This window comes from cyanobacterium endosymbiont of Rhopalodia gibberula, assembly GCF_003574135.1.
GTDB lineage: Bacteria > Cyanobacteriota > Cyanobacteriia > Cyanobacteriales > Microcystaceae > Rippkaea.
The window spans coordinates 1,965,252-1,986,182 of sequence record NZ_AP018341.1 but is presented as its reverse complement, the minus strand read 5'-3'; the positions used below and the strand labels follow the sequence as shown (position 1 = coordinate 1,986,182).

Below are 20,931 nucleotides of genomic sequence, written 5' to 3'. Positions count from 1 at the left end.
TTTATATTGAAGTTAATAATGATAAGAGTTTCTTTAAATATAATCGAACTTATATTAAAAAAACTTGACGATTCTATTTTGTAAATGGAACTGAAAAATATAGAACCGTGTGGTAATTATTATGAAATTAGGGCAGTATCCCTATCATTAAGGAAAAATTGAGCTTACATCCATTCTGGAAATAAATTTCGCGGGTAAATTTTAATTAATCTTGAGTTGATATAAGTTTTTATCAAGCAAGTACTTTTAAACAGATTTTTTGGGGATTTAATAAATCTAGTATTTTGTTTTAAACATAAAGACAAATTATCGTTATAAATAACAGGCTTGTTAACACCCATAATTATCTATTTTTACACCATTTAGTATGCCTGTGTAAATTGCTAAAATTTATTCTAAAAATTCTCTTTAAAAGAGATAACTATATTATTTATATGATTGAGATTTATTAAGGGCTTTAATTGGTTTAAAAGTATCAGATTAAAGGAGTTCCTGGTATTAAATAACTCTTGATAAAGTAAATAATATTAGCCTTGATTGAGATTTTACCTGAACTAGAAATACGAGCGTTACTCGAAAAGTTTAATCTGCAATTAGACTTATCCTTAAACTTGAAAAAGTCTATGCTGTAATCAGCATTACAAATGCTACTAGAACTAAATAAATTTCTTTTGTTAAATTTTTAAAAAAATTAATAAATTTAACAAAGTGAATCAATTAAATCTTTAATAAGTTAGTTAAAAAAATTAAATAGAAGACTAAAACAAGAATCAATTGTATTTTATTATCTGTAAAATATAATCGTCAGTATCGCAATGATGAGGGAATAAAAATTATAGTCTAGATTTTAAACTTACTGAAAAATAAAGATTTTTTAACCCAAAAATATCAGCATTAACTCTTGCTAATATGTATTGAATTTTGTCTATCTCAAAAACTATGGTAATAGGGAAGTTAAATCCTCTCCTCCATTCTCAGCCTCTTGTTTAGAACAAGAGGCTGAGAATGGAAGACTGAGAGAAATAGTTATTCCCCGACTGACCATTTACCGATAATATAGAAAATGCTCACTCCAATTAATTAGTGACACAGACCTTAGGGAATGGCATTACCCGCCCCATTTCCTCCCCATGACGACACCCTCGGAAGGGGTACCTAGCGGCAAATTAAGGATTAATGAACCAAGAAATCTTTGAGAAAGTTAAAAGCATCGTTATCGAACAACTTGAAGTTGAGCCGGGAACGGTAACACCGGAGTCAAGTTTTGCTAATGACTTAGGAGCAGATTCCCTAGATACTGTTGAGCTGGTTATGGCATTAGAAGAAGCATTTGATATTGAAATTCCTGACGAAGTGGCCGAACAAATTGACACAGTTGGCAAAGCTGTTGAACACATCGGTGAAAAAATTACAGCAACCACTTAACCTTACTTGTTGGGAGAGGTTGCTGTCCCCATCCCTTACTCTCTCTATAATCTGTGGGGCAGAGTTAGCCTAATATCTTTAAGCGAAGATCATGACCAATTCAGAATTAAAGCGCGTTGTCGTAACAGGACTAGGTGCAATAACCCCCATTGGCAATAACCTGATGGAATATTGGGACGGATTAGTTAGTGGCCGCAATGGGATTGGTTTAATTACTCATTTCGATGCCGCCCAGCATGCCTGCCGTTTTGCCGGAGAAGTCAAAGGATTCGACCCCCACGATTACTTAGACCGGAAAGAAGCTAAACGGATGGACCGTTTTGCACAATTTGGGGTAGCGGCGAGTTTACAAACCTTGTCCGATTCCCAGTTAGTGATTAATAAGCTTAACGCAGACCAAGTGGGAGTCATTATTGGGACGGGGATTGGCGGTCTAAAGGTGCTCGAAGATCAACAAAAAATCTACCTTGACCGTGGACCCAGTCGTTGTAGCCCTTTCATGATTCCCATGATGATTGCCAATATGGCTGCTGGATTAACAGCAATCCATACGGGAGCTAAAGGACCAAATAGCTGTACGGTAACTGCTTGTGCTGCTGGTTCTAATGCTGTGGGAGACGCTTTTCGCCTAGTGCAACGAGGTTACGCCAAAGCGATGATTTGTGGGGGAACCGAAGCTGCTATTACGCCCTTGGGAATAGGCGGATTTGCGGCAGCTCGAGCTTTGTCAACTCGCAATGATTATCCAGCAATGGCCTGTCGTCCTTTTGATCGTGATCGCGATGGGTTCGTGATGGGTGAAGGGGTAGGAATCCTAATCCTTGAAGAACTCGAACACGCTCTTGATCGTGAGGCTAAAATCTATGCTGAAATCGTCGGCTATGGCATGACTTGTGATGCTTATCATATGACATCCCCCGTTCCTGATGGTTACGGCGCAACCCGAGCGATGGAACTAGCGTTAGCTGATGCGGGACTGATTCCAGAACAAGTGAGTTACATTAATGCTCACGGAACTAGTACCCTAGCCAATGATGTAACGGAAACTAAAGCTATTAAAAAGGCTTTGGGAAAACACGCTTACGAAATTCTCATTAGTTCTACCAAGTCAATGACAGGCCATTTATTAGGGGGGTCTGGAGGAATAGAAGCAGTAGCCACTGCCATGGCGATCGCTAAAGGAAGAGTTCCTCCTACAATTAATTTAGATAATCCTGAGCCTGAGTGTGATCTCGATTATGTACCTCATGAAAGTCGCTCTTTTGATATCAAAGTTGCCCTATCTAATTCCTTTGGATTTGGTGGACATAATGTCACTTTAGCTTTTAAGAAATATCAGTAAACAAGAAGGATAAGTTATGAATCTCCTTACTGTTAGTAAGGAGATTGTCAATTAGGAAATCGACTAATCAAACTAAAAAATAGTACTCTTACAGAGCAACTGTGACAACATTATAATAGACAAAAGCTGAAAGTCTTGTTTAAAGCATGAGTCCAAATATACTTAAAAACGTAGTTGTTATCTTTAATATTTTAAGTATAAATCTGACGAAGTTTATGAGTATTTTAAACAGTAACCGCAGGAACTAAGATTAAAATTTTTGTCTAAAAACATTAATAGACAAGGCCGATAAACATTTTTCCCCAACTTCTAGATAAGTTTTTTTGTCTAGATGAAGTACAAGAAATTAGTCGAGTAAAAAGGTTAATAAAAAAGTTACAAATATTTAAATTCATCAAATGTTCAATATGAGCGGTATTTTTGAGTGATTCATTGGTTGTTTCAATCAAAGAACGTTTAGCAGATTAAATTTTATTAATCAGTTTCACTAACTGTTGCTCCATCTCCTATTGATTACTGGCAATTACTTAAAGTTTTGATTGATAGATCTCGTCAAAAAGTTTTTTAGAAAAAAATTCCAGTCTCCAAATAATTTACTAGTTGAGTCTTACCTCAAATCAGAAACATATTAACGACCATGTATGTTGCCTATAGTTAATTTCAAAGTTAATAATTCACCATAGTTATTTGCAACTAAGTGCGATTTAAATTTAGAATGCAATTCTACGGATTTTTTATGTTATCTAACTAAATCTTTAAACAGTCAATTACTCTACTATAAACCTGATAATAGACTCCTAAGTTAATTGTAATTAGTGAAACTAATTCTGGTAATTTTGCCTTTGTAAGTCTGTAGGAGATAGGGCAGGAAAATGATTACCTTGAGTATAATCTCTGCAAAATGATTCTGGTTACCTCTGCTAGTAAATTCCTTTTTGTAATGGGAAATAACTTGCAAAGGATTTTATACATTACAGGTTTGAGAGCACGACTGATAAAGAGCGATTACAATGGTCACAAGTTAGCCTTTTTTTAAACGAGAACGGCATTTTTTATTTAAAAAATACTGTCAATTAGAAAACAAAATAACAATGATGTTAAAGTTCTTGATATAAGTGATATACAACATTACAAAATACCTCGGTAAGCTCAAGATAAGATTTGACATCTATAGCATCAACTCTCAATAAACACTACTTCCAACAGCATTACTCCTCCCCTCTCCATCACTTTCTGTTGAGCTCTGTTAATCAAGACTTTTATTTAGTTAGTATATTTATATTATATTTAGTTTTGTAATTTTTTCGACTCTATATAATTACTTTCTATTTTCCTACTTTTATATAAGTAAAACTTACTTAACTCTGTAGACTAAAATTTTATTGATATAAATTTTGTAGTCTTATACTCACATTGTTTTTAGAGAACACAGTATTCTAAAATTTACTTTTTTTGCTTCTTTATCTCCAGGAAATAAGTAAATACTCATCTTTACTTTTGTCTATGTTTATCTTCAGTATTTTTTTAGATATTATCGGTTTTTTAGGAAGTTAATTTTATTTTTCTCCCTTTTTTAAATTTTAGTATCTATCGTTTATTCATTTTTTTTACAAGGGGAAACAGGTTAAAAAGTTTACTTAATTAAGAATTGAATTACTTGAGCTAACGTAGTTTTATCTCGAGGTAAAGTAGTCGGTAATATAAATATATTTTTCTAAATTCATTAATCTTAAGATTTTTTGTTATACAAAATTGAGTACAGAAATTGTTCTTGAGTCATCTCGATGTATATATAAAGTGATAAGCTCAAAAACGTTTAAAATTTTTTCAGTAAATAGATGGTTAACAACGCGTTTATAATTTCTTTCATAAAATCCAGCTAAAATGGACTGAGAGTAATGAAATTAACGATGCATCACTAACTCCATTAAAATAAAAATTTTGAACACAATGCTTAATAAAGACATCAATTCTGTAATTTTCTCCTAGTTTTCAAAATAAATTGGTAGAGCATGTAAATGACTCTTTTAGGGGGATTGTCTCGAAAACCTAAATTTTAGTTTACAAACGTTCCCAGTTGATAATTAATTTTAAGACAAAAACTTGTCAGTAAGAAAACTTAACACTGCCGATCTCATAACTTTATATAGACTTTTTTATAGTTAATCATTTTCTCAATTGAGAATTTTAGATATTTAATTAAAATTTAAACGATAATTATTCAAAATTCATTAAATATTGTATGCAAGTAACTTCTCATCTTTATTTAGTATCTTTACAGAAAAATAAAAATTTTTGGGAAAAATTAATGTCTTTTTAAGTATTTAATATGAAAAATTAATCTAACAAGATTATGATAGATTTTGCCGAGTAAATAGCTATCCTTTCTTCTCATGTGATAACTCTTTCTCAATTTTAGGTTAGACTTAAATATTTCCTTATATAATCCCAGTATTATCGCTAATTTCTAACAATTCTAATTTTTTTTATTTTTTCAATTATTTTTGTTAGAAAATTTTCTACCCAATTAGCTAACAGTTTTGTTTTGGACTAGATTCCTGTATCTCCGTAACTTTTAGCTTTACTAGATGCCACTTCTAGCTTGGATGAACAATTGAAAAGTCATCTTTTACTTCTTTGTCTCGGATTTTCTATCCTGTTATTCCTTGCTAAGCTTTTTTAAATCTTCTATACTCATTTTTATAGAAAACAAATTCCACGGTCAATTTCACTCACAACATAAGTCAATAACGATATCACTAGTTCCCCGTAACTTGATACTTTGTGATTGCCATAATTTTAGAGGAAATCATCTATTTGTTCTAACTACATCTAACTATATTTGCAACACAGTTGATAAACTGATTGTTGTTTAAGACTTGACTAAATGACGATCTTAACTTTTCTTTCTAACTCCACCTTTTCAATATTAAGCAAAGAGTCAGTTAGATGATTAAATAGTTGTTGATCATCATTGAGTGTTTTGTTCCTTTTTGAAAAATTATTCAACAAAGTTAAAGTTAACGCTTTTTTTAAGTTTTTTCTCTTCCACTTCTTCAGAGAATTATAAAATCTTTCTTTTCTTTGAAGAAAAGATAAAAACTAACCTTTCAATCAAATCTTAGTATAGATTCAACACGATCTGCAATTTCTTCAACTTTTCATTCTCTTATATTTGAATACAAAACTCCTGATTTTATTTCCGTTCTGGAGATAATTTCAACAGAATTAGAAAGGCAGGCTAGTATCTAGCAATCACTTTTTTTTAACTACCTTGTCATTTTTCACTTATTTGAACTCACTCACCTACCTAGTTCAGGGAGAAAAATATCAACCTGACCAAAAAATTCGAGCAAACAAACAAGCAGATAAAATTCCTGAAGTATCTGCTAACAAAGCAGCTACTAATCCATGGCGAATATTCGTAATCCCAATTGATCCAAAATAAACCGCTAACACATAAAAAGTAGTTTCTGTACTACCCATAATAATTGAAGAAACAAAGGCACTGTAGGAGTTAGGATCGTGTTCTATCGCCTCAGTCATTAAGGCAAATGCACCATTCCCAGACAAGGGACGTAATAAAGCCATCGGTAATACATCCACTGGAAGACCAATCCAGTTAGTATAGGGACTTAAAAAATAAATAACTTTATCCATTGCCCCCGATGCACGAAACATGCCAATAGCCACTAAAATTACTACTAAAAAGGGAATAATTCGGATAGCAATCTCAAACCCTTGTTTAGCTCCCTCAGTGACTGCTTCATAAACTTTAACTCCCCGTCCGACACCATAAACAACAATTAATAAAATTAACGCAGGAAGTAACCAATGAGAGAGAAATTCTTTGCGGATAAATTCTCCTAAATTATCACTATTGATAGTCCGATAAAGAATGGCTCCTAAAAATACTCCAAAACATCCCCAGGAAAAAAAGCGAGATAATAAGTTAGGGGAATACAAAAGATGGTCAAAATTGTAGCTTTCTTCTGTTTCTATTAGGCTATCTATTTTAATAGATTTCTCTTTTATCTCAGATGTCTGCAGAGAAGGTTGAAACGACAATTTAGCGTAATTCTGATCTCTTTGTCCTAACCAAGCTGAAACCAAGATTCCTAACACTGTTGAAACCGTTGTTGCCAAGAAAGTTGGCATCCAAATTGCGGCAGGAAGGGTACTTCCTGCCGCCGCACGCACCCCAATGACCCCTAGGGGTAATAGTGCAACACTAGAAGTATTAATCGCTAAAAATAGGCACATAGCGTTAGTAGCTGTCCCTGGCAGAGGATTGAGTTTATCAAGTTCGGCCATCGCCTTTAATCCAAACGGGGTAGCGGCATTTCCTAGTCCTAACATATTGGCAGAGATGTTTAACAACATTGCCCCCATCGCGGGATGAGTAGGAGGAACACCAGGAAATAACCGAATCATCAAAGGTTTGAGCCATTGTGCTAGAGTTAACATTAACCCCCCAGCTTCTAACACGCGGATTAATCCTAACCACAGTGCCATAATTCCAATTAACCCAATAGCTAATTCGACAGCACTTTTGGCTGAGTCTACGCTAGCTTTGGTTATAGCTTCCATCCTGCCCGTATACCCTGCTAAAAGGATAGAAATAGCCATAAGGCTGACAAAAACAAGGTCAATTGCGCTGGGACGTCTAGTATGGGAATGCAGAAAGGTCATAAACTATTAGAGTAAGAGTTAACATCCGTGTAATTTCGTGTCTAAACATTATCCCCGATTTAAGTTCCGCGTCAAATAATTTAAATTTGAGATTTTAATTGTAAAGTCCTAAAAAACAAGGCTAGTTTTTTAAGACTTATACGAGGTCCTAAATGTTTTCTAGAAACACTTCAGACTTTAGCAAAGAAGTTACTGCTTAATTGCTCGTAATGACGATACAATCACAGTTACTCCATATCTTAATTTATCTATTAGTCATCCATATTATGGATTAACTTTTTGCTATCAGTGATTACATTGTTTTTCTAGTTATCTTATCAACCTTCTATGGTATTTTTGCATTAGGGTTAAACCTACAATGGGAGATTTACAACAGTACTCACCAACTTCGGAGTGGTTGTATTTATGACCTTTGGAGCTTACACTACAGCTTTGCTAAAGTCTGCTCTCTTAACGATTAAAGGCTTTCCTATTATTCTGGCTGTCTTAATTGAAGCGATTTTTTTTGCGATTCTAGGGTTAGGAATTGGTCTATCGATACTGCGTTTAGGAGAAGACTATTTAGCAATTATTACCATTGGTGTATCTGAATTAATTTGCCTAATTGTTAATAGTGATGAATGGCTGACAGGTGAGAATTTTGTGGCAAAAAACTATCTACTCCCTTAGATTTTAAAGAAAATCTATTGACTAAATTTATTTTGCTCACTGTGTTAACCTTATTAACAATTTATACTGAATGGCTATTATGGAATAACCTGTCTTAACAATGGTGACAATATCAACGAATTCAAGGAAAAAGTATTGAACATAGAAAACCTCTGAGTTTGATTGTTTGGAGAGTTCTAACCACATTATTTATTACCTTATTTTAAGTTCCTGGGACTGTTACTATTTCTAACTATACGTACAGAGCTGGATTGATGGTGTTAGCTTTATTGACATTAGCCATTGTTCATGCAGGATTATAATTTTTAGTTTATTCCCCTTGGGGACGTATTTTAAAAGTAATTAGAGAGGATGAAGATATTACCAAAGCGTTAGGGGAGAACATTTTATTCTATAAATTAGAATCCTTCCTGTTAAGGGAGCGATTTTAGAAATTATAAGATCTTTCTTTGTTTAGCAATTAACTACTATTTATCAAAAAAGTTCTGAACTGTTATTAACTTTTAATACTTGGATTTCTATTATTTTAGGAGGTATAGAAAGTAACATAGGGATAATCTTAAGGTCAATTATTATTTGGGGTTATGATTATATAAATTGTTTTATTCTCCCTCAATTAAGAAGGTTTACTCAGAATCAGACAGGTGTATTTCGTGTGATGGTTACCTGCTTAATTTTAATTAAATTAATGGTCTTGCGATTCCAAGGAATTTTGGGTAAAAAAAGGAACATACTCTAGGGAAATGATTAGAAAAAATTTTAAAGTTAGTAAAATAGCTTCTTCTGTAAGGGATGTAATAAAATTACAATAAACAAAGATTTAAAGTCTTGATTTTTATCAAAATCAAACTTATGTAGTTTATAGAATACAGTCATAAAAAAATTAGGAAGTCATATTTCAATAACTCGTCACACTTAGTCCAGAAGAGTAGTGAAATATAACTCTCACCAACTTTTTGTATATTTGCAATTATCAATTACTCAAGCGAAAATACTAAAATAGATGAGAAGAGGTGGGACCTTCCCACCCCAAAAAACGCAGACTGTCTTTCATTATCACATAATTTCAGTGAAAAAATCAATCGTTTCTTTTAAAGCTAAAATAAAGCTGTCAATTTCCTCAAGGGTATTATAAAAATATAAACTTACTCTGGCACTTCCTGAGGCATTAAATAGGCGATGTAAGGGTTGAGTGCAATGGTGTCCTGATCGAATGGAAATTCCTTCATTATCTAATAAGGTTGATAAATCACTCCCATGAATTCCTTCGACATTAAAGGAAGCTAATGCTGCTCTTCCTTTACCGTCTAAATTAGACTTAGATCCATAAATCCGTATCTTAGAAATTTCTGTTAATCTTTTAAACAAATAGGTAGTCAATTCTTCTTCATAAACATGGATTTTATCCAATCCAATAGTTGTTAAATAATCCACTGCTGCTCCTAAGGCTATAACTTCACCAACAGCAGGGGTTCCTGCTTCAAATTTATGGGGTAGTTTTCCATGGGTAAACCCCTCAAGAAATACCTCTCCTATCATTTCTCCTCCACCAAGAAAAGGAGGCATACCTTCTAAAATCTCTTTCTTACCATAGAGAAACCCAATTCCCGTAGGAGCACACATTTTATGTCCACTAGCCACCAACCAATCACAGCCAATGTGCTGCACATCAATAGCTAAATGGGGCGCACTTTGACAAGCATCAATTAATACCTTTGCTCCCACTTGATGAGCTGCAGAAGTGATTTCTCTTACTGGGTTAATACAGCCCAACGTATTAGAAACATGGACGATAGCTACTAATCTTGTCTTACGAGATAACAAGGATTTAAACTGATCTAAATCAAATTCTTCTTGTTCAGTTAAGAAGACATATTTGATTACTGCCCCTGTTTTTTGAGCTATCATTTGCCAGGGGACAATATTACTATGGTGTTCCATGACGGAAATAATAATTTCATCTCCCGGCTTTAAGTTGGTTAATCCCCAACTATAAGCGACTAAATTAATGGCTTCTGTAGCATTACGAGTAAAAACAATTTCTTGAGATGATTCGGAATTGATAAATTTTGCTACCTTGTCTCTCGCCCCTTCATATGCTTCTGTTGCCCGCACACTCAAACTATGCGCCCCTCGATGAACATTGGCGTTATATTTTTCATAGTAATGACGCAGGGTATCGAGGACAATTAAAGGTTTTTGAGAAGTTGCAGCATTGTCGAGATAAACCAATGACTTTCCGTTAATTTCTTGGTGTAAAATTGGAAAATCAGAACGAACTTTAGCAGCGAGAGTTTTTTCTTTTACAGAAATCATGACAAATTCAAACGTTAAGAGTTAGTTAGAGGCTTGAACATCTTGAAATATTTCTACATAAGTTATTAAGGCAATTAATAATTTATTTAGGATTCTAAAGTGCGACAGGCAACACATTGAGCGAGTCTTTGACGCAGAGATTTAAGAGGAAGTTTATCTAAGATTTCGGTGGCAAAAGCATCAATTAAGAGGTTACGGGCGTCGTTTTGACTTAACCCACGACTTTGTAAATAAAAGAGTTCATCAGATTCTAATTGACTAATAGTTGCCCCGTGAGAACATTTAACATTATCTGCAGTAATTTGTAATTCTGGTTTAGTATCAATACGGGCTTTTGAAGATAGCAACAAATTTCGGTTTAATTGGGTTGCATTAGTTAACTGTGCTGGTTTTTGAACGAAAATTTTACCGTTAAATATCCCATGCCCATGATCATCAATGATACATTTGTGTAATTGATGGATTGTTCCATGGGGATAGTCAAGATAGACTGCGCTATGAGTATCTGAAATCTGTAAACTTCCGACCATTGTCAGACCACTCAGGTAAGTTTCGGTTTGCTTTCCTTGTTGAAACACATTAAGAGTGTGGCGAGAGAGTTTTGCACCTAGACTAATATCATTACAAATATAACGACTCTCTTGATTTTGGGTAATTGTGGTTTTTCCGATGTGAAAGCTATCTCCTAATTCTCGTTGAATTCGACTATGATTAATGTGGGCATTGTTTTCCAAAAATATCTCTGTTACCCCATTTACTAAATAAGGTTTGTTCTCTACAACACTGGAACATTCTTGGGCAATAGCCGTATAATTTTCTACAAAAGTAACATTTGACCCTGTTTCGGCTATCATTAAAACACGAGGTTGAATTAAATTATGAGAATCTGTAGGAACAGATACAAAAATTAAATCAATAGGAACGTCGACAATAATATCTGGGTCGACCCAAACGATAGCAATCTGATAAAGATCTGCCGTATTTGTCAGAGTGAAAAAGTCTTTTTCCTCGTTATTTTTCCCCAGATAATGAACAACTTTGGCTTTCTTCGATTCGGGAAGCTCCATTAAATTTCCTACATATACCCCTTCAGGTAAAGCAGATAAATTTGATAATTCAGGGACATACTCTCCATTAACAAAAATGAGCCGACTTTCTTGTACCTCGGGTAATATGAAAGGGGATAAATTTTCTAGAGAAATGGTATTAGCCGATTTTGTCGGTTTAAACTGAATATTAGACAATTCAGACAAGTCAGCAAATCTCCAATCTTCATCCTGTCTTGTCGGGAAGTTCAGTGTCCGGGCCTCAGATACTGCATCTTCCCGCAATTTTGATAGAAATTGCAGCTCACCTACTGCTTGAGATTGACGTTCTTTTGACAATCCCAGTAGAATATTCTCCCAAATTTGGTTGATACGTGCACTTTTTTTTATGATCGATGTTGTCATATAATCACTTCCCTTATGAAAGATTCAGATATGGGATAATTTATTAAGTTGTTAGGGGATACTTTTAGGCGTTAGCCAACAGCTTTTCTTCGACAAAGTCATAACCGCTTTCTTCAAGCTCAAGAGCTAACTCTTTTCCTCCTGTCGTTACGATTTGTCCATTGTGCATTACGTGGATATACTGGGGTTCAATGTAGTTAAGTAACCTTTGGTAGTGGGTAATCAACAAAAAAGCGTTCTCATCAGTAGCCAATTTATTGACTCCATTAGCAACAATTCTTAACGCATCGATATCTAGTCCAGAATCAATCTCATCTAAAATGCCTAGGGTAGGTTCTAATAAGGCCATTTGTAAAACTTCATTGCGTTTTTTTTCTCCCCCAGAAAACCCTTCGTTTAAACTTCTTTCCAAAAAGCTAGGGCTCATCTTGACAACATCTAACTTTTCTTCTACTAAGTCTTCAAAATCAAAGGTGTCAATTTCTTCTAGCCCCTGATATTTCCGATGAGCATTGTAAGCCACCCGCAGGAAATCTAAGTTACTTACCCCTGGAATTTCTAAAGGATACTGAAAAGCCAGAAAAATTCCCATATTTGCCCGTTCAGTTGGACTTTTTCCAATAATTTCTTCCCCTTTATAAATTATATTTCCACCAGTTATTTCATAATCAGGATGTCCCGCTAACACTTTTGACAGAGTACTTTTACCAGACCCATTTCTTCCCATAATCGCATGAATTTCCCCGGCTTTGATTTCCAGGCTAACACCTTTTAGAATAGGTTTTCCTTCAACATTAGCTGTTAGATTTTGAACTGATAGGATAACTTCACTCATTGATTTTTGTAAGAATTAATAACTAGACTTTGTGTGTTTAAAACTTGAAGTAAAGTGGGCATTATCTACCCTAGCTTAGCCGACAGATGTTTCTAATTTAAGACCTAGAAGTCTATCAGCTTCGGCAGCAAATTCCATCGGTAACTCACTAAGGACATCTTTACAAAAACCACTCACTAACATAGAGATAGCATCTTCTTCAGGGATCCCTCGTTGGGCGAAGTAGAATAATTGGTCCTCTCCAATTTTAGAGGTTGAAGCTTCATGTTCTACCGTAGAAGTATTATTATTTGCCTGAATGTAAGGAAAGGTATTAGCTTCAGCTTTATCTCCAATCAACATTGAATCACATTGGGAGTAGTTTCTTGACCCTGTAGCTTTTGGTCCCATTTTTACTAATCCACGGTAACTGTTTTTAGAACCGCCCGCAGAAATACCCTTAGAAATAATAGTGCTACGAGTGTTTTTGCCAATATGGATCATTTTCGTTCCTGTATCTGCCTGTTGTTTATTATTAGTGAGAGCGATGGAATAAAATTCTCCAACCGAGTTATCACCCACTAAGACACAACTCGGATATTTCCAAGTAATAGCAGAACCTGTTTCTACCTGAGTCCAAGAAATCTTAGAATCAACCCCTTTACATAAACCTCGTTTAGTAACAAAGTTATAGATTCCTCCTCTACCATTTTCATCCCCTGCATACCAATTTTGGACAGTAGAATATTTAATGTCAGCATCATCTAAAGCTACTAACTCTACTACGGCAGCATGAAGTTGATTACTATCATACATCGGTGCGGTACACCCTTCTAGATAGCTAACAGAAGCTTTTTCTTCAGCCACAATTAATGTCCGTTCAAATTGCCCTGTATCTCCGCTGTTAATCCGAAAATAAGTAGATAGTTCCATAGGGCATTTAACCCCTTTGGGTATAAATACAAAAGAACCATCACTAAAAACTGCTGCATTGAGAGCAGCAAAGAAATTATCATTGGCTGGAACTACTGAACCGAGATATTTTTGAACCAAACCAGGATGTTCTTGTAAAGCTTCTGAAATGGAACAAAAAATAACCCCAGATTCAGCTAATTTTTCTTTAAAGGTTGTCGCTACAGAAACACTGTCAAAAATAGCATCCACTGCTACGTTTCCTAATCTTTTTTGCTCAGATAGAGGAATACCTAACTTCTCGAAAGTTTCAAGTAAAGTCGGGTCAACCTCATCAAGACTGCCTAATTTTTCTTTCTTTTGTTTAGGGGCAGAATAATAGATGATATTCTGATAGTCAATGGGCGGATAAGTGACATGAGGCCAAGTTGGCTCTGTCATCTTTTGCCATTGTCGGTAAGCCTTTAGACGAAAAGACAACATAAAGTCCGGTTCTTTTTTTTTCGCAGAAATCAGACGAATAATATCCTCATTAATACCACGAGGGAGCTTATCGGACTCTATATCGGTAACAAACCCATATTTATAGGGTTGGTTAACCAGGATTTTAACTGATGTCTCACTCATAAGTTGTTTGTTCTCCGTTTCCATTTGATAATTTCTCTTAGGATATCTAGAGAGTCCCCAGCTTCAAGGGTGAAAAGTCTACCGCACTCGGAAGTAGATGTTTTGGGTCTCACAATTTTATATATCGTCAAAAACGCGCTTTAGTTACATGCGGTCGACAACGACGGTCCAGACAGAGAGGTTCTCTCGCAAAAGTCCTTGTGTTTACTAAAACAATTTTTGTATTGCTCAACCTTATTCTACAATAGAATAACAACGTGATTGTTGTCAAAGTCACATTAAAATCTTTTTTGAAGATTTATTGACAACGGCGCATCAGGAATAAAGCCATAATGATTAAGATATTCCTAGCGTTTCTATACCACTGCTTATCCCAGTTCCACCCAATTAGCCAGTGACCGAAACGATGACTATTATTCATCCCCCTTCAACTAAAGAAGATATTCTGAATTATTTGCTTAAACATGGTCAAGCCAAGGCTTCTGAATTAGCCCAAGCTTTGGAAATTACACCTCAAGCAACTCGCCGCCACCTCAAAGACTTGGAAACTGAGGACTTAATTCAACATCAATCTCAACAAGTTGGTTTAGGAAGGCCCCAACATATTTATTATCTCAGTAAACAAGGACGCGATCACTTCCCTAGTCGCTATGGAGAATTTGCAGTTTCTTTCCTTAAAACTCTCACTGAGACCTTAGGGGAACAACAGGTAGGAGAAGTTTTACGCAAACAATGGGAACGTAAAGCTGAAGACTATCGCCAGCGCATTGGTAATGGACCACTTGGAGAAAGGGTAAGTAAGTTAGTTAAATTACGGCAAGAAGAAGGTTATATGGCAGAAATACACTTATTTAATCCTAAAAATAGTTGTCAATCCTTAAAAGAAGGGTATATCTTGGCAGAGCACCATTGTGCAATTTCTGAAGTAGCTGAATCTTACCCCACAGTCTGCGGTCACGAATTGGAAATGTTTGCCGAAATTTTACCTGATTGCACTGTTGAAAGAACCCACTGGATTAATAAAGGAGAACACAATTGTGGGTACTTAATTCAAGCTAACTAAATTAACTATTAATTTCCAGTTACTATCTACACTGATATTACGAAAAAATTACGATCTTGAGCTCAATTTATGACTTCTAAAAAATCCGTTCATGCTCATAAAGTATTGCTTTCATCCCAAGATAGATTATTAAATGAGAATTTAATCTATATTCTATGGATAAGATTTTTTGAAGAAATAAAAAATAAAGTAAAATTTATATAAAAAATAGTACCAAATATTCAGCTTTAAACTAGTAATGGCTATCGTATAGTTAATAGTTATTAATTAATATAGAAATATTATATTATTGACGATGATCTTTATTTTATTTAGATTGAGTTATAATTTGGATGATCTCAAATATATTACGATCCAGTTGTGCTATGAATATCACATTCAAAGTCCCTACTATTGCCTGTGAAGCTTGCGCCAATACTATCACTAAAGCAGTCCAAAGTGAAAAGCCGGGGACTACCGTATCTATTGATGTTTCTACAAAAATTGTTACTGTTGAAACAACGGTTTCTGAAGAAACTATTAAAAAAATTATTGAAGGGACAGGGCATACTGTTGAATATTAATTAAGGTTCCGTCGCCAAAAGTTTAAAGGTATACAGCCATCGTACCATATGCCAATCTAATTTTTTGGAGTGTTGGTTATCATCTTCACTCTTTTATGATTTTGTTCTCTTCGACTATTTATATAAATTTCCTGAAGTTTAGCTGCATATTATCTGTAGGAGTCAATGGTCATTGACTCCTACAGATAATATGCAGCTTTAGTCCAAGTTGATGAGAATATAATTAGACATTCCGCTTGTCTTAATTTACTATCTTTATTCAGGATTTTTATCTTTTTAAGGTTTTTAAATAGCTTAGATATAAACCTTGTTTTTATATAGATTAATTACTTTAGATTGTTTATTATGTTCATGGTTAACGAAGTTAATTACAAGGTCTTTTAGCCACTTGTACGGTTTTTTAGCACTCAGCATAAATTCCAAAGTATTTCCTTTACTATAAACAGCCTAATATAAGTATTTATGCTCTTATTTTACCCTAGTGCAAGGTAAATTTAACAAGATTTAGAAACACAGTTGTTATTCTCAGTATCTAAGTTAAAATAAGACGATGTTGATGATTATCAAAAAATAGCAATTACTAACAATCAAGACTAAAGTAGTCACTTACAAAACAGCATAACACAAAACCAGTTTACCTTTTTATCCTCAATTATGAGAAGATTTTTTCAGTAAATCAGTATAAGCAATCAATCAAGCAAAAAGGGTAACAAGACAGATTGAACATTCGATTTCTCGAATGTTCAATCTGAGAGATATTTTTGATAGAAAGCTTATAAAGCAAGATTCTATCACTCAGTTTGACTCACTCATGCTTCGTATTGTGTCGATGACAAACCATTAATTGAAATCTTTTTTGACAAAGCTTTTCAAAGAGTTAGTAAACAGTATGTTTTAAGTATTTAAATCGTTTTATGATTAAATATTGCGTTAACTCATAAATATATTTATTTTCATCGGCATTTTCTGGAGTTAACTGAAAAGTCAATAATTCGTCGTGGTTATTTATGATTTAATCTGGGTTAAATTTCTAATGCTATTATGCAGAATTCTGATTCCATCAAATTAATTCTTCAAAGACTCGGTGTCTTCTGCTAAAGGTATTATAAATAGACTCCTGTCTCAGTAAAATCAATAGGACTAATTCTTACAGTTTCTTCTTTGTGGATCAGTAAAAAATAGTATAGAAACACTACTGTCTAGGATATAAGCCCCACAAAAAAATTAGAATTTCTCATAGATAAGAAATATTTTATTACAATTAAAAATAATTTATAATATATAATTTAATTTTTAAATTAAATTATATACCCTATAAAAACTACATTTTTTTTTAAAATTTTTAACAAGAAAAAAGAATGACAATAATAAAATTATTTATAAAAATGATATAAATCATAAAATATTTTCTAAATATATAATCATCAATAATCTGCCTTTCATACTAGTAACTGATCAATTTTCTTGATCAACTTTTCTTTGCTCGATTCAATAATGTAAAGTAGTATCAATTACTACTTTACATTATTGAATTTTTGAGTCAGAAGGAAAAGTAAACTCTAATGTATTTTGTTCAGCATTAAATAATAAAAGAAAACCAGCATCAATTATACAATTACTCTCGATATTAAGGGTTTTAATTCCTTCTCCGTTGAGGAAAATGCTAATTGCCCTCACCTTTCTGTCTTCCCATTGTTCCTCGGTTATCTCTTACCCTTTAGGATTAAACCAAATAATTCCCTTACGTCTGATCCGTGAAGTGCTTTTCCTTGAAACCACTTACGCCGTCGAAAAACAGGGTGTTGATGACGAAACTTAATTAGTTGTTGGGTAAACAACAATTAATCTTGCTTAGTCCTGGTATGAGTTAAACTTAAGAAAGTAGAAAGGTTAAAGACCTGACGATTTTTTTATGATTGTTTCCCGTAATCATAATATGACATCTTGGGGGATTAGCAGTTTATTTTTTTAATAGCATTAAAATTATTTTCTAAACTTTTTAAAAATTCTATTTCTGTCTATTATAAACGTTTCTTGACCAATAAAGCAATAGAAAAATGTTATGATAATTTCCCTGGGAATGAGGAAATATAAGGCATATACTAGAAAAATATAGCAATTACTAATTATTTATTGCCGAGAAGTGTATGATTTTTGTAAAGTAATTTAAGCTAGGATATTTCCACACTAGTTATTTTATAGTCCGGGTATTTTTATCAACTAAATTGGTTATAAAACTAGATGTGATGATGATTGTGGTAATGTTATTTTGATGTTTGATAAAGGTAATTAGATTTTCTCGATATTGTCTGATTACTTCTATGGGAATATAGGATTTTGTCGAGAACTAGCTAAATTTTATTTTTTAGTTTATAAAACCTGATTAATTGTTCATATTTTTAGTTATTCATCTTGATAATTAGCCATTAATTGCTAAATTAATCCTAAAATATCTAGTTCTACCTAATCTGTAATGTGAAAATAAAATATATGAGGACAAAGTTTGATCATAGAATCGTCAAAAATATTAAATTGAATTATATAAACAGTATCGCGATGAGTATTATGTTTTAATTAAATTATGCTAAACTAAACGATTTAATGAATGAGATTGTCAATAGAGCAAAACTAACTATCAGTTATTATCATTTCATTTAAGAAATGATAATAACTGATAGTTAGTTTTATTTAAAAATAGACTCAATAACAACTTATATTTATTGCGTTTTAACTACCTGGAAACTTCATTGAAAGAATAAACTAATTATTATAAATTTACCTTAGGCATAAAAAGCCGTCCGTATTAATATTAATTGTTGTTAAATTAAATCTAATCAATTTAGTAACACATTTACTATTTTTTAGTATTATAGTCTTTGTAATTAGAAACAATATTATACAACTATACCATTCTCAACTATTGTAGTTTATTAGTTAATTTCTCAATTTTTTTGAAGTTTTTCACTCTGGATTAATTCGGTTGCAATTAACTGCATAATAACTACAATCACATCCTATTTTAAGTCCATAAAATAGGATGAGTATAGATATATTAAATTCACAGTTGATTTAGATCATAAATCATTTTTTTAAAAAAAATAATTTATTTAATTTAGGTTTATAAGTGTAAATTGGAATGTTTATTTTTTATCTTAATCAAATTCATAAGTAACTCTAGTTAAAATATTTAACATTTATATTTTTTAAAAAATAAGATTATGCTCTATATAATTCATATTTCTTTTTTAGGTTATTTTGAGATAAAAGTAATAATCCCTACTTTTTATTATCTAAAATAACTAAAATTTTTTAAAATAAATCACCTTACTTATAAGTAAGGTGATTTATAATAGTAGGTATTGTATTGATTTTAATCAAATTAATTTAATGTAAAGATAAATATAATAGAATTATTCTAATTGAAGTAATTTTTTTATCGTACCTTTTTTGTTTTAACTAAAATTAGTTTAGATAATTTTAGTTAAAAGATTTTCATACCAGTTTAATTTTAGTTTTAACTACGGATGACTAATTGAAATGGAGGGTAGTAGGCATTAATTACATAATATTATTGGTAATTGATAAAACAGTCCCAGTCATAAACAAATCTTTCTGAATAAGATTTGATATAAATTATTATAACTACAGAAATAAAGATACTTGTTAAACACTTATTTTTAGTTTTTATTATGTGCAAAGAGTGAAGAGCATCACTCCGTTAGATATCTATACCATAACTTCCTAATTCTTTGGGATGAATCACCTATATCACTTTCTACTTTTAAATAAAAAGGACAGCTAATTTATTCAGAGAAGTTATAACCATTAGAAGTATAAAAATAACCAGTTCTCCCTATTTCATTAGTTAATGTGGTGGAACTTCTTTAAGATAGGATAGGTCATCTATAGTATGAAAGTATAGTATGAAAGTATAATTGCTGTTTGTAAGAATTAAGGAGTAAAATTAATGACCAAATTACGGGTAGGGTTATTGTTTGGGGGACGATCAGGAGAACATGAAGTTTCTATAAAATCTGCAAAGGCAATCGCAACTGCCTTAAACACTGCAGAAAACTACCAAAAATACGAGGTATTCCCTGTGTATATTCAAAAAAATGGAGTTTGGCAAGCAGGAAATACCGCACAACAGATACTCGATCAAGGAACTCCCTTGCCTTGTAAAGATGCAACCACACAACAATTATGGCAATTTCCTCCCCAAGTGAGTGAAGTGGATGTTTGGTTTCCCATTCTTCACGGACCAAATGGAGAAGACGGGACGGTACAAGGGTTATTGACCTTAATGCAAACTCCTTTTGTAGGGAGTGGGGTTTTAGGATCGTCTGTAGGCATGGATAAGATTGCAATGAAAATGGTCTTTGCCCAGGTAGGATTGCCCCAAGTTAAATATATTGCGGTAGACCGAGCTGATATTTGGTCTAATTCCTGCACTTTTCCAAAACTTTGCGATAGAATCGAAGAAACTATAACTTATCCCTGTTTTGTGAAGCCTGCTAACTTAGGGTCATCTGTAGGAATTGCTAAGGTGCGATCACGTTTAGAACTTGAAGCAGCCTTGGATGATGCAGCAGGTTACGACAGACGCATTGTCATTGAGACGGGAGTAGCCGCTAGAGAAGTTGAATGTGCAGTTTTTGGCAATGAAAACCCCAAAGCATCGGTGATTGGGGAAATTACTTACAATACTGATTTTTACGACTATGAGGCGAAATATACAAGTGGTAAGGCGCAGTTATGTATTCCGGCTGAACTTCCTGACCACATTATCACTCAAATTCAAGAAATGGCCATCCTTGCGTTTGCTGCAGTAAATGGAGCGGGACTAGCTCGGGTAGACTTTTTCTATGTAGAGGATAGCCAAGAAGTGTTTGTAAATGAAATTAACACCCTTCCAGGGTTCACTATTTTTAGTATGTATCCGCGACTGTGGAAAGCAACAGGAGTTTCCTTCCCTGAATTAGTCGATCAATTGGTTCAATTAGCATTAGAAAGAAATAATTGAAAGACTACTTATCAAAAAAATATTAAGTTAAGAT

At 33.4% G+C, this 20,931-nt stretch carries 13 protein-coding genes; 7 read left to right on the top strand and 6 right to left on the bottom strand.

Annotated elements, in window-relative coordinates; genetic code table 11:
- The first annotated feature begins 1,176 nt into the window (after positions 1-1,176).
- A complete protein-coding gene (acpP, locus tag RGRSB_RS06325) occupies positions 1,177-1,425 on the top strand; it encodes an acyl carrier protein (RefSeq protein WP_119260321.1) in 249 nt (82 codons plus the stop codon).
- Between the two features lie 91 nt (positions 1,426-1,516).
- Entirely contained in the window at positions 1,517-2,767 is a 1,251-nt protein-coding gene (gene fabF / locus RGRSB_RS06320; protein WP_119260320.1) for a beta-ketoacyl-ACP synthase II, read from the top strand.
- Between the two features lie 3,330 nt (positions 2,768-6,097).
- Here the strand turns inward: fabF and RGRSB_RS06315 are convergent.
- The gene (locus RGRSB_RS06315; RefSeq protein WP_119260319.1) at positions 6,098-7,459 is read right to left on the bottom strand and encodes a nucleoside recognition domain-containing protein; all 1,362 of its coding nucleotides are present in this window, start codon (positions 7,457-7,459) and stop codon (positions 6,098-6,100) included.
- A gap of 405 nt (positions 7,460-7,864) precedes the next feature.
- Here RGRSB_RS06315 and RGRSB_RS10920 point away from each other — a divergent pair, with 405 nt between their 5' ends.
- Entirely contained in the window at positions 7,865-8,128 is a 264-nt protein-coding gene (locus RGRSB_RS10920) for an ABC transporter permease subunit (RefSeq protein ID WP_338063322.1), read from the top strand.
- 1,056 nt (positions 8,129-9,184) lie between these two features.
- On the opposite strand, the gene RGRSB_RS06305 is transcribed toward RGRSB_RS10920, so the two are convergent.
- The 5 genes from RGRSB_RS06305 to RGRSB_RS10765 all read right to left on the bottom strand — a co-directional run bounded on the left by RGRSB_RS06305 (position 9,185) and on the right by RGRSB_RS10765 (position 14,669).
- Positions 9,185-10,444 (bottom strand): SufS family cysteine desulfurase, encoded by a 1,260-nt coding sequence (locus RGRSB_RS06305; RefSeq protein ID WP_119260318.1) that lies wholly within the window; start codon positions 10,442-10,444, stop codon positions 9,185-9,187.
- Between the two features lie 86 nt (positions 10,445-10,530).
- A complete protein-coding gene (gene sufD / locus RGRSB_RS06300) occupies positions 10,531-11,895 on the bottom strand; it encodes a Fe-S cluster assembly protein SufD (protein ID WP_119260317.1) in 1,365 nt (454 codons plus the stop codon).
- Between the two features lie 64 nt (positions 11,896-11,959).
- Positions 11,960-12,730: a Fe-S cluster assembly ATPase SufC gene (gene sufC, locus RGRSB_RS06295; RefSeq protein WP_119260316.1), complete on the bottom strand. Its 771-nt coding sequence runs from the start codon at positions 12,728-12,730 to the stop codon at positions 11,960-11,962.
- A 75-nt stretch (positions 12,731-12,805) separates the two neighbouring features.
- The gene (sufB, locus tag RGRSB_RS06290) at positions 12,806-14,248 is read right to left on the bottom strand and encodes a Fe-S cluster assembly protein SufB (RefSeq protein ID WP_119260988.1); all 1,443 of its coding nucleotides are present in this window, start codon (positions 14,246-14,248) and stop codon (positions 12,806-12,808) included.
- 298 nt (positions 14,249-14,546) lie between these two features.
- Positions 14,547-14,669: a hypothetical protein gene (locus RGRSB_RS10765; RefSeq protein ID WP_269460771.1), complete on the bottom strand. Its 123-nt coding sequence runs from the start codon at positions 14,667-14,669 to the stop codon at positions 14,547-14,549.
- On the opposite strand from RGRSB_RS10765, the gene sufR reads away from it, so the two are divergent.
- From sufR to RGRSB_RS06275, 4 genes are all read left to right on the top strand, one after another.
- Positions 14,655-15,311, top strand: coding sequence for an iron-sulfur cluster biosynthesis transcriptional regulator SufR (gene sufR / locus RGRSB_RS06285; RefSeq protein ID WP_119260315.1), 657 nt, complete (start codon positions 14,655-14,657; stop codon positions 15,309-15,311). The genes RGRSB_RS10765 and sufR overlap by 15 nt on opposite strands.
- Positions 15,312-15,676: 365 nt before the next feature.
- Complete coding sequence (locus tag RGRSB_RS06280; RefSeq protein WP_119260314.1) at positions 15,677-15,874, top strand: heavy-metal-associated domain-containing protein; 198 nt, start codon at positions 15,677-15,679, stop codon at positions 15,872-15,874.
- A gap of 1,660 nt (positions 15,875-17,534) precedes the next feature.
- Positions 17,535-17,693, top strand: a complete 159-nt coding sequence (locus tag RGRSB_RS10150) for a hypothetical protein (RefSeq protein WP_172582059.1) — start codon at positions 17,535-17,537, stop codon at positions 17,691-17,693.
- Positions 17,694-19,841: 2,148 nt separating this feature from the next.
- The gene (locus RGRSB_RS06275; RefSeq protein ID WP_119260313.1) at positions 19,842-20,897 is read left to right on the top strand and encodes a D-alanine--D-alanine ligase family protein; all 1,056 of its coding nucleotides are present in this window, start codon (positions 19,842-19,844) and stop codon (positions 20,895-20,897) included.
- Positions 20,898-20,931: the final 34 nt, after the last annotated feature.